Source organism: Bradyrhizobium sp. IC4059 (assembly GCF_020193615.1).
GTDB classification, from domain to species: Bacteria; Pseudomonadota; Alphaproteobacteria; order Rhizobiales; family Xanthobacteraceae; genus Bradyrhizobium; species Bradyrhizobium yuanmingense.
This window is the reverse complement of record NZ_JADYVH010000013.1, coordinates 14,236-38,051: the sequence shown is the minus strand read 5'-3', so window position 1 is coordinate 38,051 and position 23,816 is coordinate 14,236. Positions and strand designations below refer to the sequence as shown.

Sequence of the window (23,816 nt, the reverse complement as noted above, 5' to 3'; positions counted from 1 at the left end):
CGAAAAGGCAGAATGCCATGAAGGTGGACGGCAAGCATTTCCGCAGCATCTGGCGCGAGCGCGACGGCTGGTCGGTCGGCGCGATCGATCAGCGCCGGCTGCCGCATGAATTCGTCGTTGCGCGGCTGACCTCGTGTGAAGATGCGGCAGTTGCTATCAGGGACATGCTGGTGCGCGGCGCGCCGCTGATCGGCGCCACCGCCGCCTACGGCATGGCGCTCGCGATGCGCGAGGACGCTTCCGACGCCGGGCTGCAACGCGCCTACGACACGCTGGTCGTGGCGCGGCCGACCGCGATCAATCTGAAATGGGCGCTGGACGAGATGCGCGCGGCGCTCGCGCCGATCGATCCGGTGGAGCGGGCGGAAGCGGCCTATGCGCGCGCCGACGAGATCGCCGAGCAGGACGTCGAGATCAATCGCGGCATTGCCGACAACGGCCTGAAGCTGATCGAGGCGACCGCGGCGAAGAAGCCGGGCGAGGTGGTCAACGTGCTGACCCATTGCAACGCCGGCTGGCTCGCCACCGTCGACTGGGGCACGGCGACGGCGCCGATCTATCTCGCGCATGAGCGCGGCATCAAGGTCCATGTCTGGGTCGACGAGACGCGTCCGCGCAACCAGGGCGCCTCGCTCACGGCCTGGGAGCTTGGCCATCACGGCGTGCCGCACACGGTGATCCCGGACAATACCGGCGGACATCTGATGCAGCACGGCATGGTCGATCTCGCCATCGTCGGCACCGACCGCGTCGCCGCCAATGGCGACGTCTGCAACAAGATCGGCACTTACCTGAAGGCGCTTGCGGCGCATGACAATGGCGTGCCGTTCTACGTCGCGCTGCCGTCGCCGACGATCGATTTCGCCGTCCATGATGGCATCCGCGACATCCCGATCGAGCAGCGCAGCGGCGTGGAGGTCACCGACATGACCGGCCGCACCGCGGACGGCCGGCTGGAGACGGTACGCATCGTGCCCGAAAACTCGCCGGTCGCGAACTACGCCTTCGACGTGACGCCGGCGCGGCTCGTCACCGGTCTCATCACCGAGCGCGGCGTGCTGAAGCCGGACCGTGCCGCGCTGGCCGCGGCGTTTCCGGAGCGGACCTCTGCTGCGGCGAAGTAGATTTGGTTGGGCGATATCTCGCCACAACCGTCATTGCGAGCGCAGCGAAGCAATCCAGGCTCCCTCCGCGGAAAGACTCTGGATTGCTTCGCTGCGCTCGCAATGACGGCGTATGTCGAACTACCCCAGCTTCAGCCCCGTCGCCGTCTCCAGCTCCGCGATCGCCTGCGCCCCGCTCGTCACCTTGATCGTGGTCATGCCCATCTGACGCGCCGGCTTCAGGTTCACGCCGAGATCGTCGAGATAGACGCAATTGTTCGGATCGACCTTCAGCGTCTCGACCATCATCTGGTAGATGCGTGGATCGGGTTTGCGCAGACCGATCTTGGCGGATTCGATGACGTGATCGAACAGCACCATGACTTCGGCGATGTAGAGAGAACGTCCCGTCATGCTGCCGATCGCGTTGGCCGGCAGATTGTTGGTGATGCAGCCGGTCTTGAATTGCGCCTTGATGCGCTTCAGGGCCTCGACCATCTCCGGGCGCAGATCGCCCTGCAGCAGCGGCAGCACGTCTCGGCCGCGCACCTCCGCACCGAGCGCGAGCGATTCGGCGGCGAACAATGCGTCGAACGTCTCGATGTCGACCTCGGCCCGCTCGAATTTGGCCCAGGCGTTTTCCAGATGATTGGCGGCGTTGGTGCGCCGGATGATATCGGCGGGCAGGCCGCGCTCGGTCTCGAACCGCGTGAACGCCTCGAAGGGCGAGCTCGTCAGCACGCCGCCGAAATCAAAGATCACCGCCTCGATCGCCAATGTCCTGCCCTCGTCAATTGCTTTCCAAGAGGGCTAGCATGCGCTATCGGCAAGAGCCAGTCCGAAGCAATCGCCCGCCTTCATCGATGCCGATGCGTGTTCCCATGAAGAAGCTCGCCACCCTCATCGCAGCTACGCTGCTGCTCGGTGCGCCCGCTCACGCCATCGTCGGCGGCGGCACGCCGCAGGCAGATGGCGTCGCCCGCGCCGTCGTCACCATCGTCGGCTCGCGCGGCAATTTCTGCACCGGCAGTCTGATCGCCCCGAGGCTGGTGTTGACGGTCGCCCATTGCGTGCAGCCGGGCGCGGATTACAAGGTGGTCGATCGCGGCGGCGACGGCCAGCCGCAATTGCTGAACGTGCGCACCGTCGCGATCCATCCGAACTTCAACATGCAGGCGATGCAGGCGCATCGCGCCACCGCCGACGTGGCGCTGCTGCAGTTGGAAATTCCACTGAAGGGAAAATCCACGGTGACGGTCGGCATGCCCACGATTCCAATTCAGGTCGGCAGTCGCTTCGTCGTCGCCGGCATCGGCGTCACGGTTCTCGGTGATGGCAAGAGCGGCGGCACCACGCGCGTGGCCGGCCTCGTTGCAACCGGGCAGCCCGGCACGCTGCAGATTCGTCTGGTCGATCCCGTAACCAACGGTGTTCGCGGCGGAATTGGCGCCTGCACCGGCGATTCCGGCGGCCCCGTGTTCGAGGACAGGTCGAACGGTCCCGTGCTCGTCGGCCTCATCAGCTGGTCGACAGGACCGAACGGCGCCGCCGGTTGCGGCGGCTTGACCGGCGTGACGCCGCTGACGCTCTATCGCGACTGGATCGTGCAGACCGCGCGGAGCTGGGGTGCGGCACTGTGATTTGACCGCGACTTGATCTATGTCATTTTGAAGCGGAGGCGCGGCGGGTGATCATGCCCGTCGCGGAGGAAACGCGCCGTCCAATCAAGGACGGCCACAAAGACAAGCAAGGCATAGAAGCAACAATGAATGTCGCTGTTCGCAGTCACGCCACGGCCAAACAGGCTTCTGAACATTTCGACGTGCTGATCGTCGGCGCCGGCATCTCCGGCATCGGTAGCGCCTATCACATCCAGAAGCAGCTGCCGGGCACGAGCTACGTCATCCTGGAGACGCAGGAAACATTCGGCGGCACCTGGAGCACACATCGCTATCCCGGTATTCGCTCCGACAGCGATCTCCACACTTTCGGCTACAGCTTCAAGCCTTGGGTCGGCCCGCCGATTGCGACCGCCGAGGAGATCCTGTCCTATATGAAGGAGGTGATCGACGACAACGATATCGCACGGCATATCCGCTACAAGCACAAGATCAATTCCGCGAGCTGGTCGAGCGAGCAGAATCTCTGGACCATCGACGCCGTGACGACCGACACCGGCGAGCCCAGGACCTTCACGGCGAACTTCCTCTGGATGTGCCAGGGCTATTATCGCCATTCCGAAGGCTACACGCCGGAATGGAAGGGCATGGACCGTTTCAAGGGCCGCATCGTCCATCCGCAGACCTGGCCCGACGACATCGACCTTGCGAACAAGAAGGTGGTCGTGATCGGGTCGGGCGCGACGGCGGCAACGCTGGTGCCGAACATCACCGACAAGTGCGCCCATGTCACCATGCTGCAGCGCTCGCCGACCTATTTCCGCCTCGGCCGCAACGCCATCGAGATCGCGGAAGAGCTGCGCCGGTTGCAGGTCGATGAAGCCTGGATCCACGAGATCGTGCGGCGCAAGATCCTGTTCGAGCAGGATGCGTTCACCAAGCTCTGCGTGTCCAAGCCCGAGCAGGTGAAGAAGGAGCTGATCGGCCAGATCAGCGCCGTGCTCGGTCCCGACTACGACGTCGAGACCCATTTCACGCCAAAATACCGGCCGTGGCGGCAGCGCATCGCCTTCGTGCCGGATGCCGATTTGTTCAAGGGCATCGCCAGCGGCAAGGCCTCCGTCGTCACCGACGAGATCGAATGCTTCGTCGAGAATGGCATCCAGCTCAAGTCCGGCAAGCTGCTTGAGGCCGATGTCGTCGTCACAGCGACCGGCTTCAATCTTGCCGCGCTCGGCGATATCGCCTTCGAGATCGACGGCAAGCCGCTGGCCTTCGGCGACACCGTCACCTATCGCGGCATGATGTTCACGGGCGTGCCGAACATGGTCTGGGTGTTCGGCTATTTCCGCGCCAGCTGGACGCTGCGCGTCGATCTCGTCGCCGATTTCGTTTGCCGGCTGCTCGGGCACATGAAGGCGAAGGGTGCAAAGAAGGTCGAGGTCAAGCTGCGACCTGAAGACCACAATATGCCGATCCTGCCCTGGATCGATCCGGAAAACTTCAACCCCGGCTACATGATGCGCAACATGAACCTGCTGCCCAAGCGCGGCGACAAGCCGGAATGGCAGCACAGCCAGGATTACTGGACCGAGAAGGACGAGATTCCGAAGACGGACCTGGACGACAAGGCTTTCGTCTACAGTTGACGATGCCGATGTAAGGCGAGGTTAGCGATCGCCACTGTCGTCCCGGGGCGCGAAGCGAGCCCGGGACCCATACTCCCAGGCGGTGGTTATAGAGCGAGCTGGTCACTCCGAGCCTTCGCCAAACTACTCCCTGGGGTTATGGGTCCCGGATCGGCGCTCCGCTTCGCTGCGCTTGTCCGGGACGACACCATTTGCTCGGTTGGCAGCGCCTCAACTCATCTACACCACGCTCAAGAATTCCGCCGCGTCGCATTCGCGGCGATCGCGGCCGCGGCGGTCCGGTTCTCGACGCCGAGCTTGGCGTAGATCTGCTCCAGGTGCTTGTCGACGGTGCGCGGGCTGAGGCCCAGAATTTGCGCGATGTCGCGGTTGGTCTTGCCCTTGCTGAGCCAGGCCAGCACCTCGCCTTCGCGCGTGGTGAGGCCGAGCTCGCTGGTGAATTCGGGCGGCAGCGCGGTGCCGGCTTCCTTGGACAGCCGCAGCAGGAATTCGTTCGGCGCGGTCTCGCCCATGTAATAGAAGCGGAGCTGCGGACTATCGGGCAGCGACGCGGCCTGGGATTTCGAGCCGCTCTTGGCCTTCGCCTGCTCGAGCCATTGCAGCAGCGTCGGCGGCAGCACGAAGTCGTCGGTCTGCGCGCCGTGATGATCGGATAGCAGCTTCTGCGCCTGCGGCGTCGCCCACAGCACGTTGCCCTGGCGATTGACCGCGAGCAGAAAACGGCCGGAGACGTCGAGCGCGGCGCGCGCGCTCTGGGTCAGCCGGGCATTGCCGAGATGGACCCGGATGCGCGCCAGCATCTCCTCGATCACGATCGGCTTGGTCACGTAGTCGACGCCGCCGGCTTCCAATCCACGCACGATGTGCTCGGTTTCGGCCAGACCCGTCATGAAGATGACTGGGACATTGGCGAGACCCGCATCGCGCTTGAGCCGGCGGCAGGTCTCGAAGCCGTCGATGCCGGGCATCACGGCATCGAGCAGGATGATGTCGGGCGTGATCTGGTCGATGATGCGCATCGCCGCGGCGCCGTCGAGCGCCACCATCACCGTCATGCCGGCGCTGTCGAGCGCGTCGGTGAGCAGCCGGAGCGTCTCCGGGGAATCGTCGACGACGAGCGCGACGTCGCGCTTCTTCGATTCAATGCTCATAAGCATGCAACGTCTTCAATGTGTCCATGTACTGGTCGAGATCGAAGCGATCGACCAGCGACCGCATCTGCGCGACGAAGTCGGCATGCTCGGGGTGCTCGCTGCCGATCTCGTCCAGCTTCAGCTGGATGCCCTTGACGTAGCCGATCTGGCCGAGCCCGATCAGCGCCTCGATGTGCCGCAGCGGCGGCTTCGATCCGGTCTCCGGATGCCAGAACGGCACCGCGACCTCATGCGAGCCGTATTGCCATTCGATCTTGAGAAGCTGGCGAATCGTCGCCAGCAGCCGCGGGATGTCGATCGGCTTCATCAGGTAGCCGTCGTGGAAGGGCTGCGCCAGCGGCGTGCCATGAGCCTCGAGCGCGCTTGCCGACACCATCAGGATGCGGGCCTGATGATGGCCGCTGGCGCGCAAGGCCTCGGCGACCGCCCAGCCGTCCATGGCAGGCATCGAGATGTCGAGCAGGAACAGATCGGGCCGGCAATGCTGCGCCAATGCGAGGCAGCCGGCGCCGTCGGGTGCGCTGAGCAGGATGAAGCCGAGCGGCGTCAGCACTTCGCGCAGGAGGTCGCGATGCACGGGATCGTCGTCGGTGACGAGGATGGTCTTGCGCGGGCCGTGATAGCCTGAGACCGGCGCCTCCACCGGCGCGATCCGCTGGGGATTGGCGACCTCCGAGAGCAGGATCTTGACCCTGAAGGTCGAGCCGGTGCCGACCGTGCTCGTGACCTTGATGTCCCCGCCCATCACGCCGGCGAGCAGGCGGCTGATGGTGAGCCCGAGGCCGGTGCCGGTCTGCGGCTGCGACGCGCCGAGCGCACCCCGCTCGAATGGCGCGAAGATGCGTTCGAGGTCGTCGCCCTGGATACCCGGGCCGGTGTCGATCACCTCGAACTCGGCGACCGGGCTGCGGTAGTGCACCACGAACTGCACGCTGCCGGACTGGGTGAACTTGATGGCGTTCGAGAGCAGGTTGATCAGCACCTGACGCAGCCGCTTCTCGTCGGCATAGACCACCCGCGGTAGCGTCGGCGGCCGCCTGAACACGAAGTCGATGCCCTTGGCGGCGGCCTGGAGGCGGAACATGCCGACGAGCTGGTCGAGGAACTCGCTCAAGCGCACCTCGTCGCGCGACAGATACAGCCGCCCCGCCTCGATCTTGGAGATGTCCAGGATGCCGTCGATCAGGCCGGAGAGATGGTCGGCGCTGCGGCGGACGACGCGGACCTGGTCGCGGGGCTTGGCGCCGAGCGTCGTATCCTGCTCGAGCAGTTGCGCATAGCCGCTGATCGCATTGAGCGGCGAGCGCAGCTCGTGGCTCAGGCCGACCACATAACGGCTCTTGGCGAGGTTGGCGGATTCGGCGACCTCCTTGGCACGCTGGAGCTCGGCGTCAGTGCGCTTGTGCGCGTCGATCTCCTGGATCAGCAGCGCGGTCTGCCGCCGCGTCTCGGCCTCGGCGGCGCGGCGGCTCTGCTGCGCCAGCACGAACAGCCACGCCACCACGCCGATGATGATGCTGAGCGAGAAGAACACCTTCCACAGCACGTCGGACACGAGCTCGTTGTCGCCGTGCACGTTCGCCGACGTCTGTAGATAGATGAGTCCCAGCACCAGGGCGATCAGCCCGGCGGAGACCACGAACACGCCAATATAGTGGCCGACTTGCGAGTTGATCCGGGCGTAGATCGGCTGCGGCATCAGCCGGCCCAGCGCTTCCGACACCTGCGCCTGGAATCTCGCATGCGGCTTGCAGAGATCGTGGCAGCGCGCGTCCAGCGAGCAGCACAGCGAGCAGATCGGCCCCGCGTAAGCGGGGCAGGAGGCCATGTCCTCCGGCTCGAACGAGTGCTCGCAGATGCAGCACTGGATCGCCTCGATGTTCTGCCAGCTCCGCTTCGGCTTGCGCGCGATGTAGTATTTGCCGCCTGTGGCCCAGGCGATCAACGGCGCCGTGAGGAAGGCCGCCGCGAGCGCGATGAAGGCCGACAGCGCCTTCGCGGTCGGCCCGAACAGGCCGTAGAAGGCGCTGATCGAGACGATGGTCGCGATCGTCATCGCTCCCACGCCGACTGGATTGACGTCGTAGAGATGCGCGCGCTTGAACTCGATCTGCTGCGGCCGCAGTCCGAGCGGCTTGTTGATGACGAGGTCGGCGACCAGCGCGCCGACCCAGGCGATCGCGACGTTGGAATAGAGCGCCAGCGTCTGCTCCAGGGCCTTGTAGACGCCGATCTCCATCAGCAGCAGGGCCACGACGACGTTGAAGACCAGCCACACCACGCGCCCGGGATGGCTGTGGGTCAGGCGCGAGAAGAAGTTCGACCAGGCGATCGAGCCGGCATAGGCGTTGGTGACGTTGATCTTGACCTGCGACAGGATCACGAAAGTGCCGGTCAAGGCCAAAGCGAGGTCGGGCTGCGACAGCACATAGCGGAATGCTTCGAGATACATGTGCGCCGGCTCGGCGGCTTCTTCGGGCGGCACGCCGTGGCTGAGTGCGAAGAAGGCGAGGAACGAGCCCGCCAGCAGCTTCAGCGCGCCCAGCACGATCCAGCCCGGCCCCGCGCTCATCAGCGCCATCCACCAGGAGGCCCTGGAGGCGCGGCGGTCGCGCGGCAGGAACCGCAGGAAGTCGACCTGCTCGCCGATCTGCGCCACCAGCGAGAACACGACCGAGGCCGCAACGCCGAACAGCAGGAGATCGAAATGCCCGTTGAGGTCGCCGTGCTCGCCGGAGAACTTGTGCCACTCCGCAAAGGAGCGCGGGTTGTGCCAGGCGATCGCGGCAAACGGAATGATGTGAAGGATCACCCACAGCGGCTGCGTCCACAATTGGAAGCGGCTGATCAGCGTGATGCCGTAGGCCACCAGCGGGATGATGACGACGGCGCTGATGAGATAGCCCACCGGCCGCGGAATCCCGAAGCACATCTCGAGTGCCGACGCCAGGATCACGGCCTCGATCGCGAAGAAGATGAAGGTGAAGGAGGCGTAGATCAGCGAGGTGACGGTCGAGCCGATGTAACCGAAGCCGGCCCCCCGCGTCAGCAGGTCGATGTCGATGCCGCATTTGGCGGCATAATACGCAATAGGCACCCCGCAGCCGAAGATGATGATGGAAACCACGACGATGGCGGCAGTCGCGTTGGTGACGCCATAGTTCAGCGTGATGGTCCCGCCGATCGCCTCCATCGCCAGGAACGAGATCGCGCCCAGTGCCGTGTTGGCGACGCGGGCGGCGGACCAGCGCCGCGCGCTCTTGGCGGTGAAGCGCAGGGCGTAATCTTCCAGCGTCTGGTTGGCGACCCATTGATTGTACTGGCGCCTGACGCGGTCTATTCGCTGCCGCCCTGCCACTTAACCCCACTCCCGATACGGACCCGGACCCCTCGCAAATTCCGTACCAGAAGCCTACGTCGGCATTTTGCGGTGCAGTATACGCGATCTTGCGTATGCGTGGGCTGCATAAATTCGAGCCATCCTCACGGGCACCAATCGCGTGTTCTCGAACAAAAGTGGGGTGCTCATGTCAGACGAAGCAAACAAGGGCCTGTTGTCGCCGCTGCGGCGCAAACTATTGATGGGAATGGCCGCGGTCCCGGCCATCACCATGCTGCCGCGCGGGTCATTTGCGCAGGCGCCGGCGACCTCGGCGGTCAACACCACGGGTCTGGCCGTCACCGACACCGAGGTCACGGTCGGCATCCTGCATTCGGCGACCGGCACCATGGCGATCTCCGAGACCGGCTCGATCCAGGCCGAAAAGCTTGCGATCGAGCAGATCAACGCGGCCGGCGGCGTGCTCGGCCGCAAGATCAAGTTCATCCAGGAGGACGGCGCATCGGACTGGCCGACCTTCGCCGAGAAGGCGAAGAAGCTCCTCGTCAACGACAAGGTCGCGGCGATCATGGGCTGCTGGACCTCGGCCTCGCGCAAGGCGGTGCTGCCGGTCGTCGAGCAATATAACGGCATGCTCTACTACCCGACCTTCTACGAAGGCCTCGAGCAGTCCAAGAACGTCATCTATACCGGCCAGGAAGCGACCCAGCAGATTCTCGCCGGCCTGAACTGGATCGCCAAGGAGAAGGGCGCCAAGTCCTTCTTCTTCATCGGTTCGGATTACATCTGGCCGCGCACCTCCAACAAGATCGCGCGCAAGCACGTCGAAAACGTGCTCAAGGGCAAGGTCGTCGGCGAGGAATATTATGCGCTCGGCTCGACGCAGTTCAACTCTGTCATCAACAAGATCAAGCTGACCAAGCCGGACGTGATCTTCACCGACGTCGTCGGCGGCTCCAACGTCGCCTTCTACAAGCAGCTCAAGGCGGCCGGCATCGATCTCTCCAAGCAGGCACTGCTGACGATCTCGGTGACCGAGGACGAGATCGACGGTATCGGCGGCGAGAACATCGCGGGCGCCTATGCCTGCATGAAGTACTTCCAGTCGCTCGACAATGCGAACAACAAGGCTTTCGTCTCGGCGTTCAAGAAGATGTGGGGCGAGAAGACCGTGATCGGAGACGTCACCCAGGCTGCCTATCTCGGCCCGTGGCTGTGGAAGCTGACGGTCGAAAAGGCCGGCTCTTTCGACGTCGACAAGATCGCCACGGCTTCGACCGGCGTCGAGTTCAAGGGCGCGCCGGAGGGCTATGTGCGCATCCATGAGAACCATCACCTCTGGTCGAAGACCCGGGTGGGGCGCGCCAAGCTCGATGGCCAGTTCGAGCTGATCTACGAGACCGCCGATCTCGTCGAGCCGGATCCGTTCCCGAAGGGTTACCAGTAAGAAGCGTTACCGTTAAGACGCGGCGTCCGCCGCACTTTCTCCTCAACGCAAAACCGCTCCCTGGCGTGGATCGCAAGTCCATGCCTCAAGCCCCCGCGTCGCGAACCTGCTCGCGACGCGGGACCCTTTCCCGACGGAGGACACGGATGTTCGGCGACTATTCGATTGGCGACCTCGGCTCGATCTTCGTCATGCAGGGGTTCGCCGGACTGATCCTGTTCTCCGTCTATGTCCTGATGGCGCTCGGTCTTGCCATCATCTTCGGCCAGATGGGTGTCATCAACATGGCCCATGGCGAGTTCATGATCCTCGGGGCCTACGTCACCTGGATGACCTCCAATCTCTTCCAGGCTAATTTGCCGAGCCTGTTCAGCGGCTACTTCTTCCTCGCGATGATCCTGGCCTTCTTCGCCTCCGGCGCCTTGGGGATGCTGGTGGAATGGGTGCTGATCCGGCACCTCTACAAGCGCCCGCTCGATACGCTGCTCGCCACCTGGGGCCTCAGCCTGATGCTGCAGCAGGCCTATCGCTCGGTGTTTGGCGCGCGCGAGGTCGGCGTCGAGCTGCCGCAATGGATGCTGGGCTCGCTGCGCGTCACCGATAGCATCGAGGTGCCGATCAACGGCGTCTTCGTGATGTGCCTCACCGTGCTGATCACCATTGCCGTCGCCTACGTCCTCTACATGTCGCGCTGGGGCCGCCAGGTGCGCGCGGTCGTGCAGAACCGTATCATGGCCGGTGCGGTCGGCATCAACACCGAGAAGGTCGACCGCTACACCTTCGGCCTTGGCTGCGGCATCGCCGGTGTCGCCGGCAGCGCCTTCACCATGATCGGCTCGACCGGGCCGACGTCGGGCCAGCTCTACATCGTCGACACCTTCCTCGTCGTCGTGTTCGGCGGCGCCGCCAGCCTGCTCGGCACCATCGCCTCGGCCTTCTCGATCTCGCAGACGCAATCGACGCTCGAGTTCTTCATGTCGGGCTCGATGGCCAAGGTGCTCACGCTGCTCGCCGTCGTCGGCATCCTGATGCTGCGGCCGCAGGGTCTGTTCGCCCTCAAGGTCCGCAAATAACGAGAAGCAGGCAAGTCATGATCATCAACTCACGCTTCTTCAACCGATCCGAACTGATGGGCTTCATTGCGCTGGCCGCCGTGCTGTTCGTGATCCTGCCGCTGACGCTCGACGTGTTCCGCCTCAATCTCGTCGCGAAATATCTGACCTACGCCTTCGTCGCGATCGGCCTCGTGCTGTGTTGGGGCTATGGCGGCATCTTGAGCCTGGGGCAGGGCGTGTTCTTCGGTCTCGGCGGCTATTGCATGGCGATGTTCCTCAAGCTCGAAGCCTCCAGCGTCGAAAACACCAAGATCCAGTCGACGCCCGGCATCCCCGATTTCATGGACTGGAATCAGATCACGGCGCTGCCGTTCTTCTGGCAGCCGTTCCACAGCCTCACCTTCACCATCCTCGCCATCATCCTGGTCCCCGGCCTTTTCGCTCTGATCATCGGCACCGCGATGTTCAAGCGCCGCGTCGGCGGCACCTATTTCGCGATCATCACCCAGGCCGTCGCCGCCATCCTGACCATCCTCATCGTCGGCCAGCAGGGCTATACCGGCGGCATCAACGGCATGACCGATCTGCGCACGCTGAAGGGTTGGGACATCCGGCCCGACCACGCCAAGATCATCCTGTACTTCGTCGAGGTGGTGTTGCTGTTCGCCTGCATCGGCATCGCGCAGTTCATCCGCCTGACCAAGCTCGGCCGCATCCTGGTGGCGATGCGCGAGCAGGAGGACCGCGTCCGCTTCTCCGGCTACAGCGTCGCCAATTTCAAGATCTTTGCCTTCTGCATGGCCGCGGTCTTCGCCGCGATCGGCGGCGCCATGTTCGCGCTCAACGTCGGCTTCATGTCGCCGTCCTTCGTCGGCATCGTGCCGTCGATCGAGATGGTGATCTACACCGCGGTCGGCGGGCGGATGTCGATCTTCGGCGCGGTCTGGGGCGCGATCCTGGTGAATTTCGCCAAGACCAGCCTGTCGGAATCCTTCCCGCAACTCTGGTTGTTCGGCCTCGGCGCGCTGTTCATCGCCGTCGTGCTCGCTTTCCCGAACGGCTTGTCCGGGCTCTGGGCCGATTACGTGCAGCCGCGCATCGACCGGCTGTTCGCCTCGCGCAAGCCGAAGTCTGGCTGGACCGACAATTCCGTCGCCGACGGCGCGCCGGCAGAGTGAGGAGGCGATCATGCTCATCGGTCACCAGCCCAAGGACTTCCTGCTCGCGGTCTCCGGCCTCACCGTCTCGTTCGACGGGTTCAAGGCGGTCAACGATCTCTCCTTCTATGTCGAGGAGAACGAGATCCGCGTCATCATCGGCCCCAACGGCGCCGGCAAGACCACGGTGCTCGATCTGATCTGCGGCAAGACCAAGGCGACCTCGGGCTCGATCCAGTTTCGTGGCAAGGAGCTCACGAAGATGAAGGAGAACGAGATCGTGCAGACCGGCGTCGGGCGCAAGTTCCAGACGCCGTCGGTGTTCGAGGATCTCACCGTATTCGAGAACCTCGAGATCTCGTTTCCGCGCGGCCGCACCGTGTTCGGCTCTCTAACCTTCCAGCGCGACCAGCTGGTGAAGGAGCGGGTCGAGGAGGTCGCAGAGATGATCTTCCTCAAGGACAAGCTCAACACCTATGCCGACGAGCTCAGCCACGGCCAGAAGCAGTGGCTCGAGATCGGCATGCTGCTGATCCAGGATCCCGACCTCTTGATGCTCGACGAGCCCGTCGCCGGCATGAGCGTGTCCGAGCGCGCCAAGACCGCCGAGCTGCTCAACCGCATCATCAAGAACCGTTCGGTGCTGGTGATCGAGCACGACATGAAGTTCGTCGAGGACATCGCGCACAAGGTCACCGTGCTGCACCAGGGCCAGATCCTCTCGGAAGGGACGATGGAGAAGGTGAAGAACGATCCCAAGGTCATCGAAGTGTACCTCGGTCACTAGCGCATGATCCCGGAAAGTGGCGTCCGGTTTCCGGACAAGATCATGCGCAAGAAGCAAGGAGCACGATGATGCTGGCTATTTCCGATCTCCACGTCGCCTACGGCCAGAGCGAGGTGCTGCACGGGCTCAACGTCAAGGTCGCGGCGAACGAGATCGTCGCGATCATGGGCCGCAACGGCATGGGCAAGACCACGCTGATGAAGTCGCTGATGGGCATCCTGCCGGCCAAGAGCGGCTCGGTGAACATGGATGGCGCCGAGCTCGGCAACCTCAAGAGCTTTGAGCGCGTCGCCAAGGGTCTCGCCTACGTGCCGCAGGGCCGCATGATCTTCTCCACCATGACGGTGAAGGAGAACATCGAGACCGGGCTCGTCGTCTCCGGCGGCTCCGAGGTGCCTGACGACATCTACGAACTGTTCCCGGTGCTTCTGGAGATGAAGGGCCGCCGTGGCGGCAATCTCTCCGGCGGGCAACAGCAACAATTGGCGATCGCGCGCGCGCTCGCCACCAAGCCGAAGGTGCTGCTGCTGGACGAGCCGACCGAAGGCATCCAGCCCTCGATCATCAAGGAGATGGCGCGCACGTTGAAGCGCATCCGCGACGAGAAGGGGCTGTCGATCGTCGTGTCCGAGCAGGTCCTCAGTTTCGCGCTCGACATCGCCGATCGCGTGCTGGTGATCGAGAACGGCGAGATCGTGCGCGATGATCCGCGCGATGCCGTCGATGCCGCGCAGGTCTCGAAATATCTGTCCGTCTAACCAACCGTGTAAAAGGGGAGCATCTCGATGCCAGAGACACTGATCAAGGTCGATCTCACCAAGTCGGCCTATGAAAACGACATGGTGCACAACCGCTGGCACCCCGACATCCCGATCGTGGCCTGGGTCAATCCCGGCGACGATTTCATCATCGAGACCTATGACTGGACCGGCGGCTTCATCAAGAACAACGATTCCGCCGACGACGTGCGCGACATCGACCTGTCGATCGTGCACTTCCTCTCCGGCCCGATCGGCGTCAAGGGCGCCGAGCCCGGCGACCTTCTCGTCGTCGACCTGCTCGACGTCGGTCCGCTCAAGGAGAGCCTGTGGGGCTTCAACGGCTTCTTCTCCAAGCAGAACGGCGGCGGCTTCCTCACCGACCATTTCCCGCTGGCGCAGAAGTCGATCTGGGACATCAAAGGTCTCTACACCTCGTCGCGTCACGTGCCCGGCGTCAACTTCGCAGGTCTCATCCATCCCGGCCTGATCGGCTGTCTGCCTGATCCCAAGATGCTGGAGACCTGGAACAAGCGCGAGGCCGAGCTGATCTCGACCAACCCGACCCGCGTTCCCGGCCTCGCCAATCCGCCATTCGCGGCCACGGCCCATGGCGGCCGCGCCAAGGGCGAAGTCAAGGCCAAGATCGGCGCGGAAGGTGCGCGCACCGTGCCGCCGCGCGAGCACGGCGGCAATTGCGACATCAAGGATCTCTCGCGCGGCTCGAAGATCTACTTCCCGGTCTACGTCCCCGGCGCGGGCCTTTCGATGGGCGACCTGCACTTCAGCCAGGGCGACGGCGAGATCACCTTTTGCGGTGCGATCGAGATGGCCGGCTGGCTCCACCTGAAGGTGGAAGTGATCAAAGACGGCATGTCGAAATACGGCATCAAGAATCCGATCTTCAAGCCCTCGCCGATCACGCCGAACTACAAGGACTATCTGATCTTCGAGGGCATCTCGGTGGACGAGGCCGGCAAGCAGCACTATCTCGACGTCCACATCGCCTATCGCCAGGCCTGCCTCAACGCTATCGAATATCTGAAGAAGTTCGGCTATTCCGGCGCCCAGGCGTATTCGATCCTCGGCACCGCGCCGTGTCAGGGCCACATTTCTGGCGTGGTCGACGTACCCAACGCCTGCGCCACGCTGTGGCTGCCGACCGAGATCTTCGACTTCGACGTGATGCCGTCGGCGGCCGGACCCATCAAGCACATCACCGGCGACATCCAGATGCCGATCTCGCAGGACAAATGACGCCGCGCTCCCTCTCCCCGTTCTCACGGGGAGAGGGCGGGGTGAGGGGCTGTCCCGGACGCGCGGTGGCAGCGAGTTGTGTGAACAGGCAAGAGCGTAGGTGATGCGATGCCGGTCTACGAATATCTCTGTGACGATTGCGGTCCCTTCAAGGACCTGCGCCCGATGGCGGAATGCGACGATCCGCAGAGCTGCCCACACTGCGAGACGATGGCGCCCCGCGTCATCCTGACGGCGCCGAACTTCTTCTGCATGCCGGCGGAGAAGCGCAAGGCGCACGCCGTCAACGAACGCAGCACGCACGCGCCGCAGACGCTGGCGCAATATAAGGCCTCGCACGGCCCGGGCTGCGGCTGCTGCTCCTCGGGCAAGACCGTGAAGGACAAGAGCGCGGCGGACAGGAAAAAGCCGGCGCGGCTGATGACCAAGACCAGGAGCGGCGCCAAGGGCTTTCCGACCGCACGCCCCTGGATGATCAGTCACTAACCCACGCCAGCATCAGACAACAGGAGCGCTCCACATGCTTCACGGTGATATCTCCAGCAGCAACGACACGGTCGGCGTCGCGGTGGTCAATTACAAGATGCCCCGCCTGCACACCAAGGCCGAGGTGCTCGACAACGCCCGCAAGATCGCCGACATGATCGTCGGCATGAAGGTCGGGCTGCCCGGCATGGATCTCGTGATCTTCCCGGAATATTCCACGCAAGGCATCATGTACGATGCCAAGGAGATGTACGAGACGGCGTCAATGGTGCCGGGCGAGGAGACCGCGATCTTCGCCGAGGCCTGCCGCAAGGCCAAAGTGTGGGGCGTTTTCTCGCTAACCGGCGAGCGTCACGAGGAGCATCCGCACAAGGCGCCCTACAACACCCTGATCCTGATGAACGACAAGGGCGAGATCGTGCAGAAGTATCGCAAGATCATGCCCTGGGTGCCGATCGAAGGCTGGTACCCCGGCAATTGCACCTATGTCTCCGAGGGGCCCAAGGGTCTGAAGGTCAGCCTGATCATCTGCGACGACGGCAATTATCCGGAGATCTGGCGCGACTGCGCCATGAAGGGCGCGGAGCTGATCGTGCGCTGCCAGGGCTACATGTATCCGGCCAAGGAGCAGCAGGTCATGATCTCCAAGGCCATGGCCTGGGCCAACAACGTCTATGTCGCGGTCGCCAATGCCGCCGGCTTCGACGGCGTCTATTCTTATTTCGGCCACTCCGCGATCATCGGCTTCGACGGCCGCACGCTCGGCGAATGCGGCGAGGAGGATTACGGCATCCAGTACGCCCAGCTGTCGAAGCATCTGATCCGCGACGCGCGCCGCAACGGCCAGTCGCAGAACCATCTCTACAAGCTCGTTCACCGCGGCTACACCGGCATGATCAATTCCGGCGACAGCCCGCGCGGCGTCGCCGCGTGCCCGTATGATTTCTACAAGAACTGGATCAGGGATCCCGAAGGCACGCGCGACATGGTCGAGGCAATGACCCGCGCGACGCCGGGCACCGAGGAATGCCCGATCGACGGCGTTCCGAACGGGGCGGCGGCGTCCAACTATTAAGCCATTATCGGCCACGCCACGTTGAGCGGCTCGAGGCGCGTCCGCCTGTCGCGGTAGCTCGGAGCCAACGGCATGTCTCGCGCGCTGCGCCATCGATGTGAACGGTCGTCCATATGGCAATGGGGTCGCACACGACGCCCGTGCGCGAATTGATCATTCTGCGCGGTAAAAGCGTGGCGCAGTTGCAACATGATCTTTTGAATCAACCCAGGTTGCGCCTTCGTACGGTGATTCCGTCGATTCCGTAGTTCCACGGGTGGACCCGGTCGCCTAGTTTACCGGCGGCGCCGCTGGGAGCGCCATTGAGGGCTTTGGGGTGGGCGTTCGATTGCCATCGAGCGGGCGAGGTGGGTTGCGTCTTGGCGTGGTCGCATCGTCTGTCGTGACGGTCATTTTCAGCCTTGGCCTGTCCGCGACATCGGCGCGGGCGGACTGCGCACCCGACCCGGCGACGAGCGGGCAGACGGTGACGTGCAGCGGCAGCGATGCTGATGGTTTTGCGGCCGGCGGCGGCGTCACCAACCTGACCGTGAATGTGCTGACGGGTGCGACCGTCAACGACAACGGTACTGCGTCGATCAACGTCAACGACACCAATTTCGTTACCAACAACGGAACGGTGTCGGCCGGCTCGGGCCTCACCGGCATCAATGGCGCCAATTCCAACACCGTGACCAACAACGGCAACGTCACGGTAATCGGCAACGGTCTCGGAATTTCGTTGCTGAGCAACAACACCATCGCCAACAATGGTACGATCAACACGGGTGATGGTGGCGCAGCGATCTCGGTCCAGGACAACAACGTCATCGGCAATAGCGGCGCGCTGTCCGTGGGCGCCGGAAGCTCCGGTATCTTCGCCGGCGTGAACAACACGATCACCAATTCCGCCAGCGGCACGATCACGGGCCTGGACAACACGATCGGCATCTACGTTTTCGGCAATGCGAGCGTCACCAATGCGGGCGCAGTCTCGGTCGGCGCCTCGATCGGAAGTTCCGGCGGAATTTTCGCGATCAATGATGGCAATACCGTCACGAACGCAGCGACCGGCAGCATCTCCGTCGGTCAGAGCGCCACCGGCATCTTTGCGCAGGGCAACACCGAGACAGTCAGCAACGCTGGCAGCATCAGCGTCGCGCAGTTCGGCATGGGCATCGCCGTGATCGGCCATAATGCGAAGGTGACCAATACCGGAACGGTCACTGGGGTCGATTCCACGGCCGGCATGCAAGTGCAGGGCAATTTCGCCGTCGTTACCCAGAATGGAACGGTCAATGTGGGTGTAGGAGGCATGGGCATTGGTCTGACCGGCGTGTCGGGCACGCTCACCAACAACGGCACCATTGTCGGAGGCGATGGCGCATACGGCATGACGCTGCTTGGTGACGACAACGTCGTAACCAATCGCGGCACGATCACAGTCGGCGACATCGGCACCGGCATTTATGCGACCACGATCTCGACGACCAACCAGATCGTCAATTCCGGTACCATCAACGTCGGTGTTAATGGCGTCGGAATCAGTCTGAGCAATGGCGGCAGCGTCTTCAACTCCGGCACGATCAATGCGGCAACCGGCTTCGCCGCGATCGATCTTTGCGGCTGTAGCAACAGCATACTCACGCTCGGCCCGGGCAGTGTCATCAACGGGCAGGTTCTTGCATCCGGCACCGACACATTCCAGCTCGGTGGCAGCGGCAAGGACACGTTCAATCTCGGCCTGATCGGAACCGGCCTCCAGTACGACGGCTTCTCGACCTTCAACAAGATCGACAGCTCGGCCTGGACTGTGACCGGCATAGGCAATCAGGACTGGAACGTTCTCGGTGGAACGCTCGTCCTCGCAGGCACGATCAACGGCAATGTGACCGTCGCCGCCGGCACGTTCGGCGGCGTCGGCACGGTCAACAACATCGTCGTTAATGGCGGCGCGCTGGCACCGGGCAGTCCCACGGGAACGCTCAACGTGACCGGCGATCTCACCTTCGCTACCGCGTCGAGCTACATGGTGCAGGTCTCGGGAGCGAGCAACGGCGTCGCAGTCGTGACCGGAACGGCGACGCTCAACAGCGCCACCGTCGTCGTGGTGCCGACCGGCTCGATCGCAAAGCACTATACGATCCTGACGGCGGGAACGCTGCCGGATACTTTCAATCCGGTCGTGACGGGCCTGTCGCCAAACCTGCATGCGACGCTGAGCTACGACCCCAACAACGTCTTCCTCGACCTTGCGCTGGGTTATGGCAGCGGCCTCAACATCAACCAGCAGAATGTCGCTAACGCCCTGACGCGTGTCTTCAACACCACCGGCAGCCTGCCTGTTGCCCTCGCGAACCTCACCCCGGAGGGCTTGACGCAGGCCTCCGGCGAGTCCGCGACAGGCTCGCAGCAGACGACGTTCAACGCGATGAACCTGTTCCTCGGCCTGCTCACCGATGTCTACAATTCGGGACGGGGCGGCATGTCAGGTGCGACGCCATATGCCAGCGATGTGACCGCAAATGCCTACGCCGCACGTCGCCAGGACGCGCGCGACGCCTTTGCCTCGATCTACCGCAAGGCGCCGGCCGCGACTTTCGAGCAGCGTTGGGACGTGTGGGCGGCCGGCTATGGCGGCTCGCAGGCTACCGACGGCCATGTTGCTCTCGGCTCGAACGACACCACCAGCAGCGTCTACGGCACGGCCGTCGGCCTCGACTACCGCTTCTCGCCGTCGACGCTCGCCGGCTTCGCGCTTGCCGGCGGCGGTACCAGCTTCGGGGTCAACGGCCTTGGCTGGGGCCGTTCCGATCTGTTCCAGGCCGGCGCGTTCGTGCGCCACACCACTGGGCCCGCCTATGTCACGGCTGCGCTGGCCTATGGTTGGCAGGACGTCACCACCAATCGCGTCGTCACCGCGGCCGGGTTCGACCAGCTGCGCGCCCAGTTCAATACCAACGCGTTCTCGGGCCGCGTCGAGGGCGGTTATCGCTATGCCATGCAATGGGCCGGCGTTACGCCCTACGCCGCGCTCCAGGCCACCTTGTTCAGCCTTCCTTCCTATGCAGAGGCGGCCGTGGTCGGCAGCAACGTCTTCGCGCTCAACTATGCCGCCAAGGATGTAACCAGCACGCGCTCCGAGCTCGGCCTGCGCGCGGACCGGTCCTTTGCCGCGGCCGGCGGCCTGATGACCCTGCGCGGCCGTCTCGCCTGGGCGCATGACTACAACCCGGATCGCAGCATCGGCGCGGTGTTTCAGACCCTGCCTGGATCGGCCTTCGTGGTGAACGGCGCCGCGCAGGCGCGCGACTCGGCGCTAACCACGGCATCGGCTCAGATGAACTGGATGAACGGCTGGTCCGCGTCGGCGACCTTCGAGGGCGAGTTCTCGAATGTCACCCGCTCCTATGCCGGCAAGGGACTCGTGCGCTACGCCTGGTAGGCGCGATTGATAGGCCACGGCGGGATTGCCATCCTCCCCTGGAGGGGGAGGATCGGTTCGCATGCAGCGAAGCGCAATGCGAACCGTGGTGGGGTGACAGTCGGTCCGCAGTTCACACTGCCCGCGTTGAGAGATCACCCCACCCCGCTCGCGCTTCGCGCGATCGACCCTCCCCCTCCAGGGGAGGGTAAGCACTACCGCTTCTGCTCCGTGGGCCTGCGCGGCGGGCGCGGGGGTGCAGGCGCCGGCGTGCCGCTCATCTTGTTGGCGGCCTCGCTGACGTCGAGCAGCGAGCGGCGAATGTCGTCGAGATAGGCCGCCGACTTCTTCTTCATGGTGCCGGCAAGCTCGTGCAGTCCCTGGATCTTCTCGAACAGCTCGTCGGCCTTGCCGTCGACGAAGCCCGGCACCGCGCCCTCGATCTTGGCGACCGCCTTGTCGAAGCCCGCAAAGGCGCTGTCGACCTTGGCCATGACCGAATCGATCTCGGCGCCCTTGCTCCTGAGGTCGGCGGTATAGGTCTCGAACGTGTGCAGGCCCTCCTTGATTGCGGGGGCGTTGTTCACGATGGTGCGGTCGACGCTGTGCAGGGTTTCGACGATGGTTTCGGCGTCGCTGAGATCGGCCGTCAGCACCGGGATGCCGTCCGCGTCCAGCGGCACCGGCGGTGCAGAGGGGGCGCCGCCGATGAGTGAGATCGCGGCAATGCCGGTGAGGCCCTGGAACTCGATTCCGGCCACGGTGTCCTTGCGGATCGGCGCGGTGTTGTCGAGCATGACGAGTGCCACGATCCTGCGCGGACTATCCAGCTTGATCGACAGGATCTGGCCGGCGGGCACGCCGTCGAAATTGACCGGCCCGCCGCGGCGCAGCCCGCTGGCGGAGCCGCCCTCGAACACCACGCGCAACTGGCTGCGGCTCTGGATGGTGCGCCATTTCTGCGCGCCGAGCAGGCCGCCGAACGCCACGGCGATCGCCGCCAGCGTTGCCGTTCCGATCACAAGATTGCTCGCGCGTGCCATGCAGGGGCGATTTTACGGCCAAAGCGGGGAAGTTGGAAGGAGCCCGCGATGTTACGTAGGGCGGGTTAGCGAAGCGTAACCCGCCACCATCTCTCGTACGCCTGGGGATGAATTGGTGGATTACGCTGCGCTAATCCACCCTACGGCACGGCGCGACGTCAATGCCCGGCCGCCCGCTTTGCCGCAGCATTGTTCAGCACGATCAGGGCATCGACGGCCACGCCCGTCCTGGTGTTGATCAGGAACGGGTTGATGTCGATCGAGGCGATGCGATCGCCCGCATCCGCGATCAGGTTGGACAGCCCGACCAGCGCCTTCACCGCCGAGGCCTCGTGCAAGTCCGGCCTGCCGCGATAGCCGCGCATCTTGACGCCGGCCTTGGTGCGGCCGATCAGGAGCCGTGCCTCGCTCTCATCCAGCGGCGCGCCGGCGAGCGCGACGTCCTTCATCAGCTCGATATCGATGCCGCCGGTGCCGAACAGCACGACCGGGCCCATCTCTGCATCGAGCGAGGCGCCGACGACGAGCTCGAGCTCGGCCTTGACTTGCTGTGCGATCAGGATGCCGTCGAGCTTCGGCTTGCCCTTGAGCTTCGCCACGCGCGCGGTGATGTCGGCGAACGCCTTCTTCACCTCGGCTGCGCTGTTGAGGTTCAGCACCACGCCGCCGATGTCGGACTTGTGCAGGATCTCCGCACTGACGAGTTTTGCCACGACCGGAAAACCGATCTGCTTCGCAATCTTCACGGCGTCCGCCGCGGTCTGTGCGATCGCCTCCTTCGAGATCGGGATGCCGTAGGCCTTGAGCAGCTTCTTCGAGGCGACCTCGTCGAGCGCAGCACCGGTCGCCGATTTCAACGTCTTCTCCAGCACGGCGCGGGCGGCGGGTTTCGAGCTCGAGACGATATCGGGCACCTCCTTGCGCAGCTTCGCATAGGCGAGCAGCGACTTGATCGCGGTCACCGCGCGGTCCATGCCCTGCATGACCGCGAGATGCGGCAGCGACTTCCGCAAGCCCTTGGTGTATTCGGTGAAGCCGATCGACATCGCACTGATGTAGATCACCGGCTTGCCCGCCTGGCTCGCCATCTCGTTGACGATGCGCAAATTGCGCTCGCGCAGCTCGTGCGGCGCCTTCGGCAGCTCGGCATCGACGATGACGATGTCGATATCGGGGTCGTCGATCATCAGCTTGATCGACTTCATGTAGACGGAGGGATCGACCACTGCGGCGAAGCCGGCATCGAGCGGATTGCCGACGATCGAGCCGGGGCCGAGCATCTTCGCCAGCTCCGCGCTGACATGCGGGCTCAGCGGCGTGAAATTCAGGCCTGCGGCATAGAATGCGTCGATCAGCATGCCGCGCTTGCCGCCGGACAGCGTCACAGCGGCGAGCCGGTCGCCTTTCGGAACGGCCGCGTGCACGAAGCACTCGGTGGTCTCGATCAGCTCGTCGAGGCCGCCGACCCGGATCACCCCTTCGCGCGTCGCGATCGCGTCGAACGTCTCGATCGAGCCGGCGAGTGCGCCGGTATGGGCCATCGCCGCGGCGCGGCCGCCTTCGGAGGCGCCGAGCTTGAGAGCGATCACGGGCTTGCTCGCCGCGCGTGCCGCCTTGCAGGCATCGCGGAACGCCTTGGTGTTGCGCACGCCTTCGAGGTAGACGACGATCACCTTGATGCTCGGATCCTCGGCGAAGTAGCGCATCAGATCCGGCGTCTCGAGCCCGGCCTCGTTGCCCGTGGTCACCATGTAGCCGACGCCGACACCCCGGTCTTCCAGCGTCTGGCGGATCGCCATGACGATCGCGCCGGATTGGCCGGCGATCGCCACCGCGCCCTGTTCCATGGTGACGATGCGATCGTCGATATTGGTGAAGAGCTTCTCGCCGGCGCTCAAATTGCCGAGGCAGTTCGGGCCGGTGACGGCGAGCCCCGTCTCGCGCACCGCAGCCTGCAATTCGGCAGCGAGCTTCTGGCTTTCGTCATCCTGCAGCTCGCTGAAGCCGGAGGTGACGATGGTGGCCGACCGCGCGCCGGCTGCGGCGGCGTCGCGGATCACCTGCACGGCAAAGCGCGCAGGCACCAGCACCAGGACGTGATCGGGCTTCTCCGGAAGACTCGCAAAATCCTTGTAGCAGGGAACGCCCCAGACGGTATCGCGCTTGGCGTTGACCGGATAGAGCCCGCCTTCGAAACCATATTTGATCAGATTGTTCCAGATGCGCTCGGCATAATTGCCGGGCTTGTCGGTCGCGCCCACCAGCACGATGTTGTGCGGGTGCAGCATTGCGTGGATGCCCTTGACGATGTCGCTGGCATCGGGCGGCGGAGACCATGGACGTGATGCGGGCGCAGCAGACACACGGGCTTCCATGGCGTGACCTCACCTGTTGTTCTTATTGGTGTCGCGTCACTCTGTTCTATGGCGAGTCCTTTGGCAACTGTGTGGCTGGTATGCCGTGTGGTGGAATGAAGCGCGCAC

At 64.1% G+C, this 23,816-nt stretch carries 17 protein-coding genes; 12 read left to right on the top strand and 5 right to left on the bottom strand.

Features of this window, described 5'->3' with window-relative positions:
* The first annotated feature begins 17 nt into the window (after window positions 1–17).
* Entirely contained in the window at window positions 18–1,124 is a 1,107-nt protein-coding gene (gene mtnA / locus I6F12_RS31115) for an S-methyl-5-thioribose-1-phosphate isomerase (protein WP_225144862.1), read from the top strand.
* 120 nt (window positions 1,125–1,244) lie between these two features.
* Here the strand turns inward: mtnA and I6F12_RS31110 are convergent, their stop codons facing one another.
* Window positions 1,245–1,880, bottom strand: a complete 636-nt coding sequence (locus tag I6F12_RS31110; protein WP_036002146.1) for an HAD-IA family hydrolase — start codon at window positions 1,878–1,880, stop codon at window positions 1,245–1,247.
* Window positions 1,881–1,984: 104 nt separating this feature from the next.
* Here I6F12_RS31110 and I6F12_RS31105 point away from each other — a divergent pair, with 104 nt between their 5' ends.
* Both I6F12_RS31105 and I6F12_RS31100 read left to right on the top strand, forming a co-directional pair.
* On the top strand, window positions 1,985–2,743 hold the full coding sequence (locus I6F12_RS31105; RefSeq protein WP_225157973.1) for a trypsin-like serine protease: 759 nt from the start codon (window positions 1,985–1,987) through the stop codon (window positions 2,741–2,743).
* A gap of 125 nt (window positions 2,744–2,868) precedes the next feature.
* Window positions 2,869–4,371, top strand: coding sequence for an NAD(P)/FAD-dependent oxidoreductase (locus tag I6F12_RS31100; RefSeq protein ID WP_225157972.1), 1,503 nt, complete (start codon window positions 2,869–2,871; stop codon window positions 4,369–4,371).
* A 230-nt stretch (window positions 4,372–4,601) separates the two neighbouring features.
* On the opposite strand, the gene I6F12_RS31095 is transcribed toward I6F12_RS31100, so the two are convergent.
* Together I6F12_RS31095 and I6F12_RS31090 are read right to left on the bottom strand one after the other, a co-directional pair.
* Window positions 4,602–5,522, bottom strand: coding sequence for a response regulator (locus tag I6F12_RS31095; protein ID WP_036023915.1), 921 nt, complete (start codon window positions 5,520–5,522; stop codon window positions 4,602–4,604).
* Window positions 5,512–8,883 carry an ATP-binding protein gene (locus tag I6F12_RS31090; RefSeq protein WP_225157971.1) on the bottom strand — a complete coding sequence of 1,124 codons (3,372 nt, stop codon included), beginning with the start codon at window positions 8,881–8,883 and terminating at the stop codon, window positions 5,512–5,514. Before I6F12_RS31090 ends, I6F12_RS31095 begins: the two co-directional genes overlap by 11 nt.
* A 169-nt stretch (window positions 8,884–9,052) precedes the next feature.
* Here I6F12_RS31090 and urtA point away from each other — a divergent pair, with 169 nt between their 5' ends.
* The 9 genes from urtA to I6F12_RS31045 all read left to right on the top strand — a co-directional run bounded on the left by urtA (window position 9,053) and on the right by I6F12_RS31045 (window position 20,311).
* Complete coding sequence (gene urtA / locus I6F12_RS31085) at window positions 9,053–10,312, top strand: urea ABC transporter substrate-binding protein (RefSeq protein ID WP_036002134.1); 1,260 nt, start codon at window positions 9,053–9,055, stop codon at window positions 10,310–10,312.
* A 146-nt stretch (window positions 10,313–10,458) separates the two neighbouring features.
* Entirely contained in the window at window positions 10,459–11,385 is a 927-nt protein-coding gene (gene urtB, locus I6F12_RS31080) for an urea ABC transporter permease subunit UrtB (RefSeq protein ID WP_225141260.1), read from the top strand.
* A gap of 17 nt (window positions 11,386–11,402) precedes the next feature.
* The gene (urtC, locus tag I6F12_RS31075) at window positions 11,403–12,545 is read left to right on the top strand and encodes an urea ABC transporter permease subunit UrtC (RefSeq protein WP_057025952.1); all 1,143 of its coding nucleotides are present in this window, start codon (window positions 11,403–11,405) and stop codon (window positions 12,543–12,545) included.
* A 10-nt stretch (window positions 12,546–12,555) separates the two neighbouring features.
* Window positions 12,556–13,311, top strand: coding sequence for an urea ABC transporter ATP-binding protein UrtD (gene urtD, locus I6F12_RS31070; protein WP_057025953.1), 756 nt, complete (start codon window positions 12,556–12,558; stop codon window positions 13,309–13,311).
* 68 nt (window positions 13,312–13,379) lie between these two features.
* The gene (urtE, locus tag I6F12_RS31065; protein ID WP_036002119.1) at window positions 13,380–14,069 is read left to right on the top strand and encodes an urea ABC transporter ATP-binding subunit UrtE; all 690 of its coding nucleotides are present in this window, start codon (window positions 13,380–13,382) and stop codon (window positions 14,067–14,069) included.
* A 27-nt stretch (window positions 14,070–14,096) separates the two neighbouring features.
* A complete protein-coding gene (gene fmdA, locus I6F12_RS31060) occupies window positions 14,097–15,326 on the top strand; it encodes a formamidase (protein ID WP_225157970.1) in 1,230 nt (409 codons plus the stop codon).
* A 108-nt stretch (window positions 15,327–15,434) separates the two neighbouring features.
* Window positions 15,435–15,812, top strand: coding sequence for a zinc ribbon domain-containing protein (locus I6F12_RS31055; protein ID WP_225157969.1), 378 nt, complete (start codon window positions 15,435–15,437; stop codon window positions 15,810–15,812).
* 34 nt (window positions 15,813–15,846) lie between these two features.
* Entirely contained in the window at window positions 15,847–16,887 is a 1,041-nt protein-coding gene (locus I6F12_RS31050; RefSeq protein ID WP_225157968.1) for an aliphatic amidase, read from the top strand.
* Window positions 16,888–17,269: 382 nt separating this feature from the next.
* Complete coding sequence (locus tag I6F12_RS31045) at window positions 17,270–20,311, top strand: autotransporter domain-containing protein (RefSeq protein WP_225157967.1); 3,042 nt, start codon at window positions 17,270–17,272, stop codon at window positions 20,309–20,311.
* 194 nt (window positions 20,312–20,505) lie between these two features.
* On the opposite strand, the gene I6F12_RS31040 is transcribed toward I6F12_RS31045, so the two are convergent.
* On the bottom strand, window positions 20,506–21,333 hold the full coding sequence (locus I6F12_RS31040; RefSeq protein ID WP_225157966.1) for an MlaD family protein: 828 nt from the start codon (window positions 21,331–21,333) through the stop codon (window positions 20,506–20,508).
* A gap of 158 nt (window positions 21,334–21,491) precedes the next feature.
* Window positions 21,492–23,708, bottom strand: coding sequence for an acetate--CoA ligase family protein (locus I6F12_RS31035; RefSeq protein WP_225157965.1), 2,217 nt, complete (start codon window positions 23,706–23,708; stop codon window positions 21,492–21,494).
* Window positions 23,709–23,816: the final 108 nt, after the last annotated feature.

What these genes read in the sequence shown, in the direction of transcription:
- I6F12_RS31050 (WP_225157968.1), top strand. Translation starts at nt 15,847, where the DNA reads ATGCTTCACGGTGATATCTCCAGCAGCAACGACACGGTCGGCGTCGCG.
- fmdA (WP_225157970.1), top strand. Translation starts at nt 14,097, where the DNA reads ATGCCAGAGACACTGATCAAGGTCGATCTCACCAAGTCGGCCTATGAA.
- I6F12_RS31105 (WP_225157973.1), top strand. Translation starts at nt 1,985, where the DNA reads ATGAAGAAGCTCGCCACCCTCATCGCAGCTACGCTGCTGCTCGGTGCG.
- I6F12_RS31100 (WP_225157972.1), top strand. Translation starts at nt 2,869, where the DNA reads ATGAATGTCGCTGTTCGCAGTCACGCCACGGCCAAACAGGCTTCTGAA.
- I6F12_RS31095 (WP_036023915.1), bottom strand. Translation starts at nt 5,522, where the DNA reads ATGAGCATTGAATCGAAGAAGCGCGACGTCGCGCTCGTCGTCGACGAT.
- I6F12_RS31035 (WP_225157965.1), bottom strand. Translation starts at nt 23,708, where the DNA reads ATGGAAGCCCGTGTGTCTGCTGCGCCCGCATCACGTCCATGGTCTCCG.
- I6F12_RS31055 (WP_225157969.1), top strand. Translation starts at nt 15,435, where the DNA reads ATGCCGGTCTACGAATATCTCTGTGACGATTGCGGTCCCTTCAAGGAC.
- urtB (WP_225141260.1), top strand. Translation starts at nt 10,459, where the DNA reads ATGTTCGGCGACTATTCGATTGGCGACCTCGGCTCGATCTTCGTCATG.
- I6F12_RS31040 (WP_225157966.1), bottom strand. Translation starts at nt 21,333, where the DNA reads ATGGCACGCGCGAGCAATCTTGTGATCGGAACGGCAACGCTGGCGGCG.
- mtnA (WP_225144862.1), top strand. Translation starts at nt 18, where the DNA reads ATGAAGGTGGACGGCAAGCATTTCCGCAGCATCTGGCGCGAGCGCGAC.
- urtC (WP_057025952.1), top strand. Translation starts at nt 11,403, where the DNA reads ATGATCATCAACTCACGCTTCTTCAACCGATCCGAACTGATGGGCTTC.
- urtE (WP_036002119.1), top strand. Translation starts at nt 13,380, where the DNA reads ATGCTGGCTATTTCCGATCTCCACGTCGCCTACGGCCAGAGCGAGGTG.
- urtD (WP_057025953.1), top strand. Translation starts at nt 12,556, where the DNA reads ATGCTCATCGGTCACCAGCCCAAGGACTTCCTGCTCGCGGTCTCCGGC.
- urtA (WP_036002134.1), top strand. Translation starts at nt 9,053, where the DNA reads ATGTCAGACGAAGCAAACAAGGGCCTGTTGTCGCCGCTGCGGCGCAAA.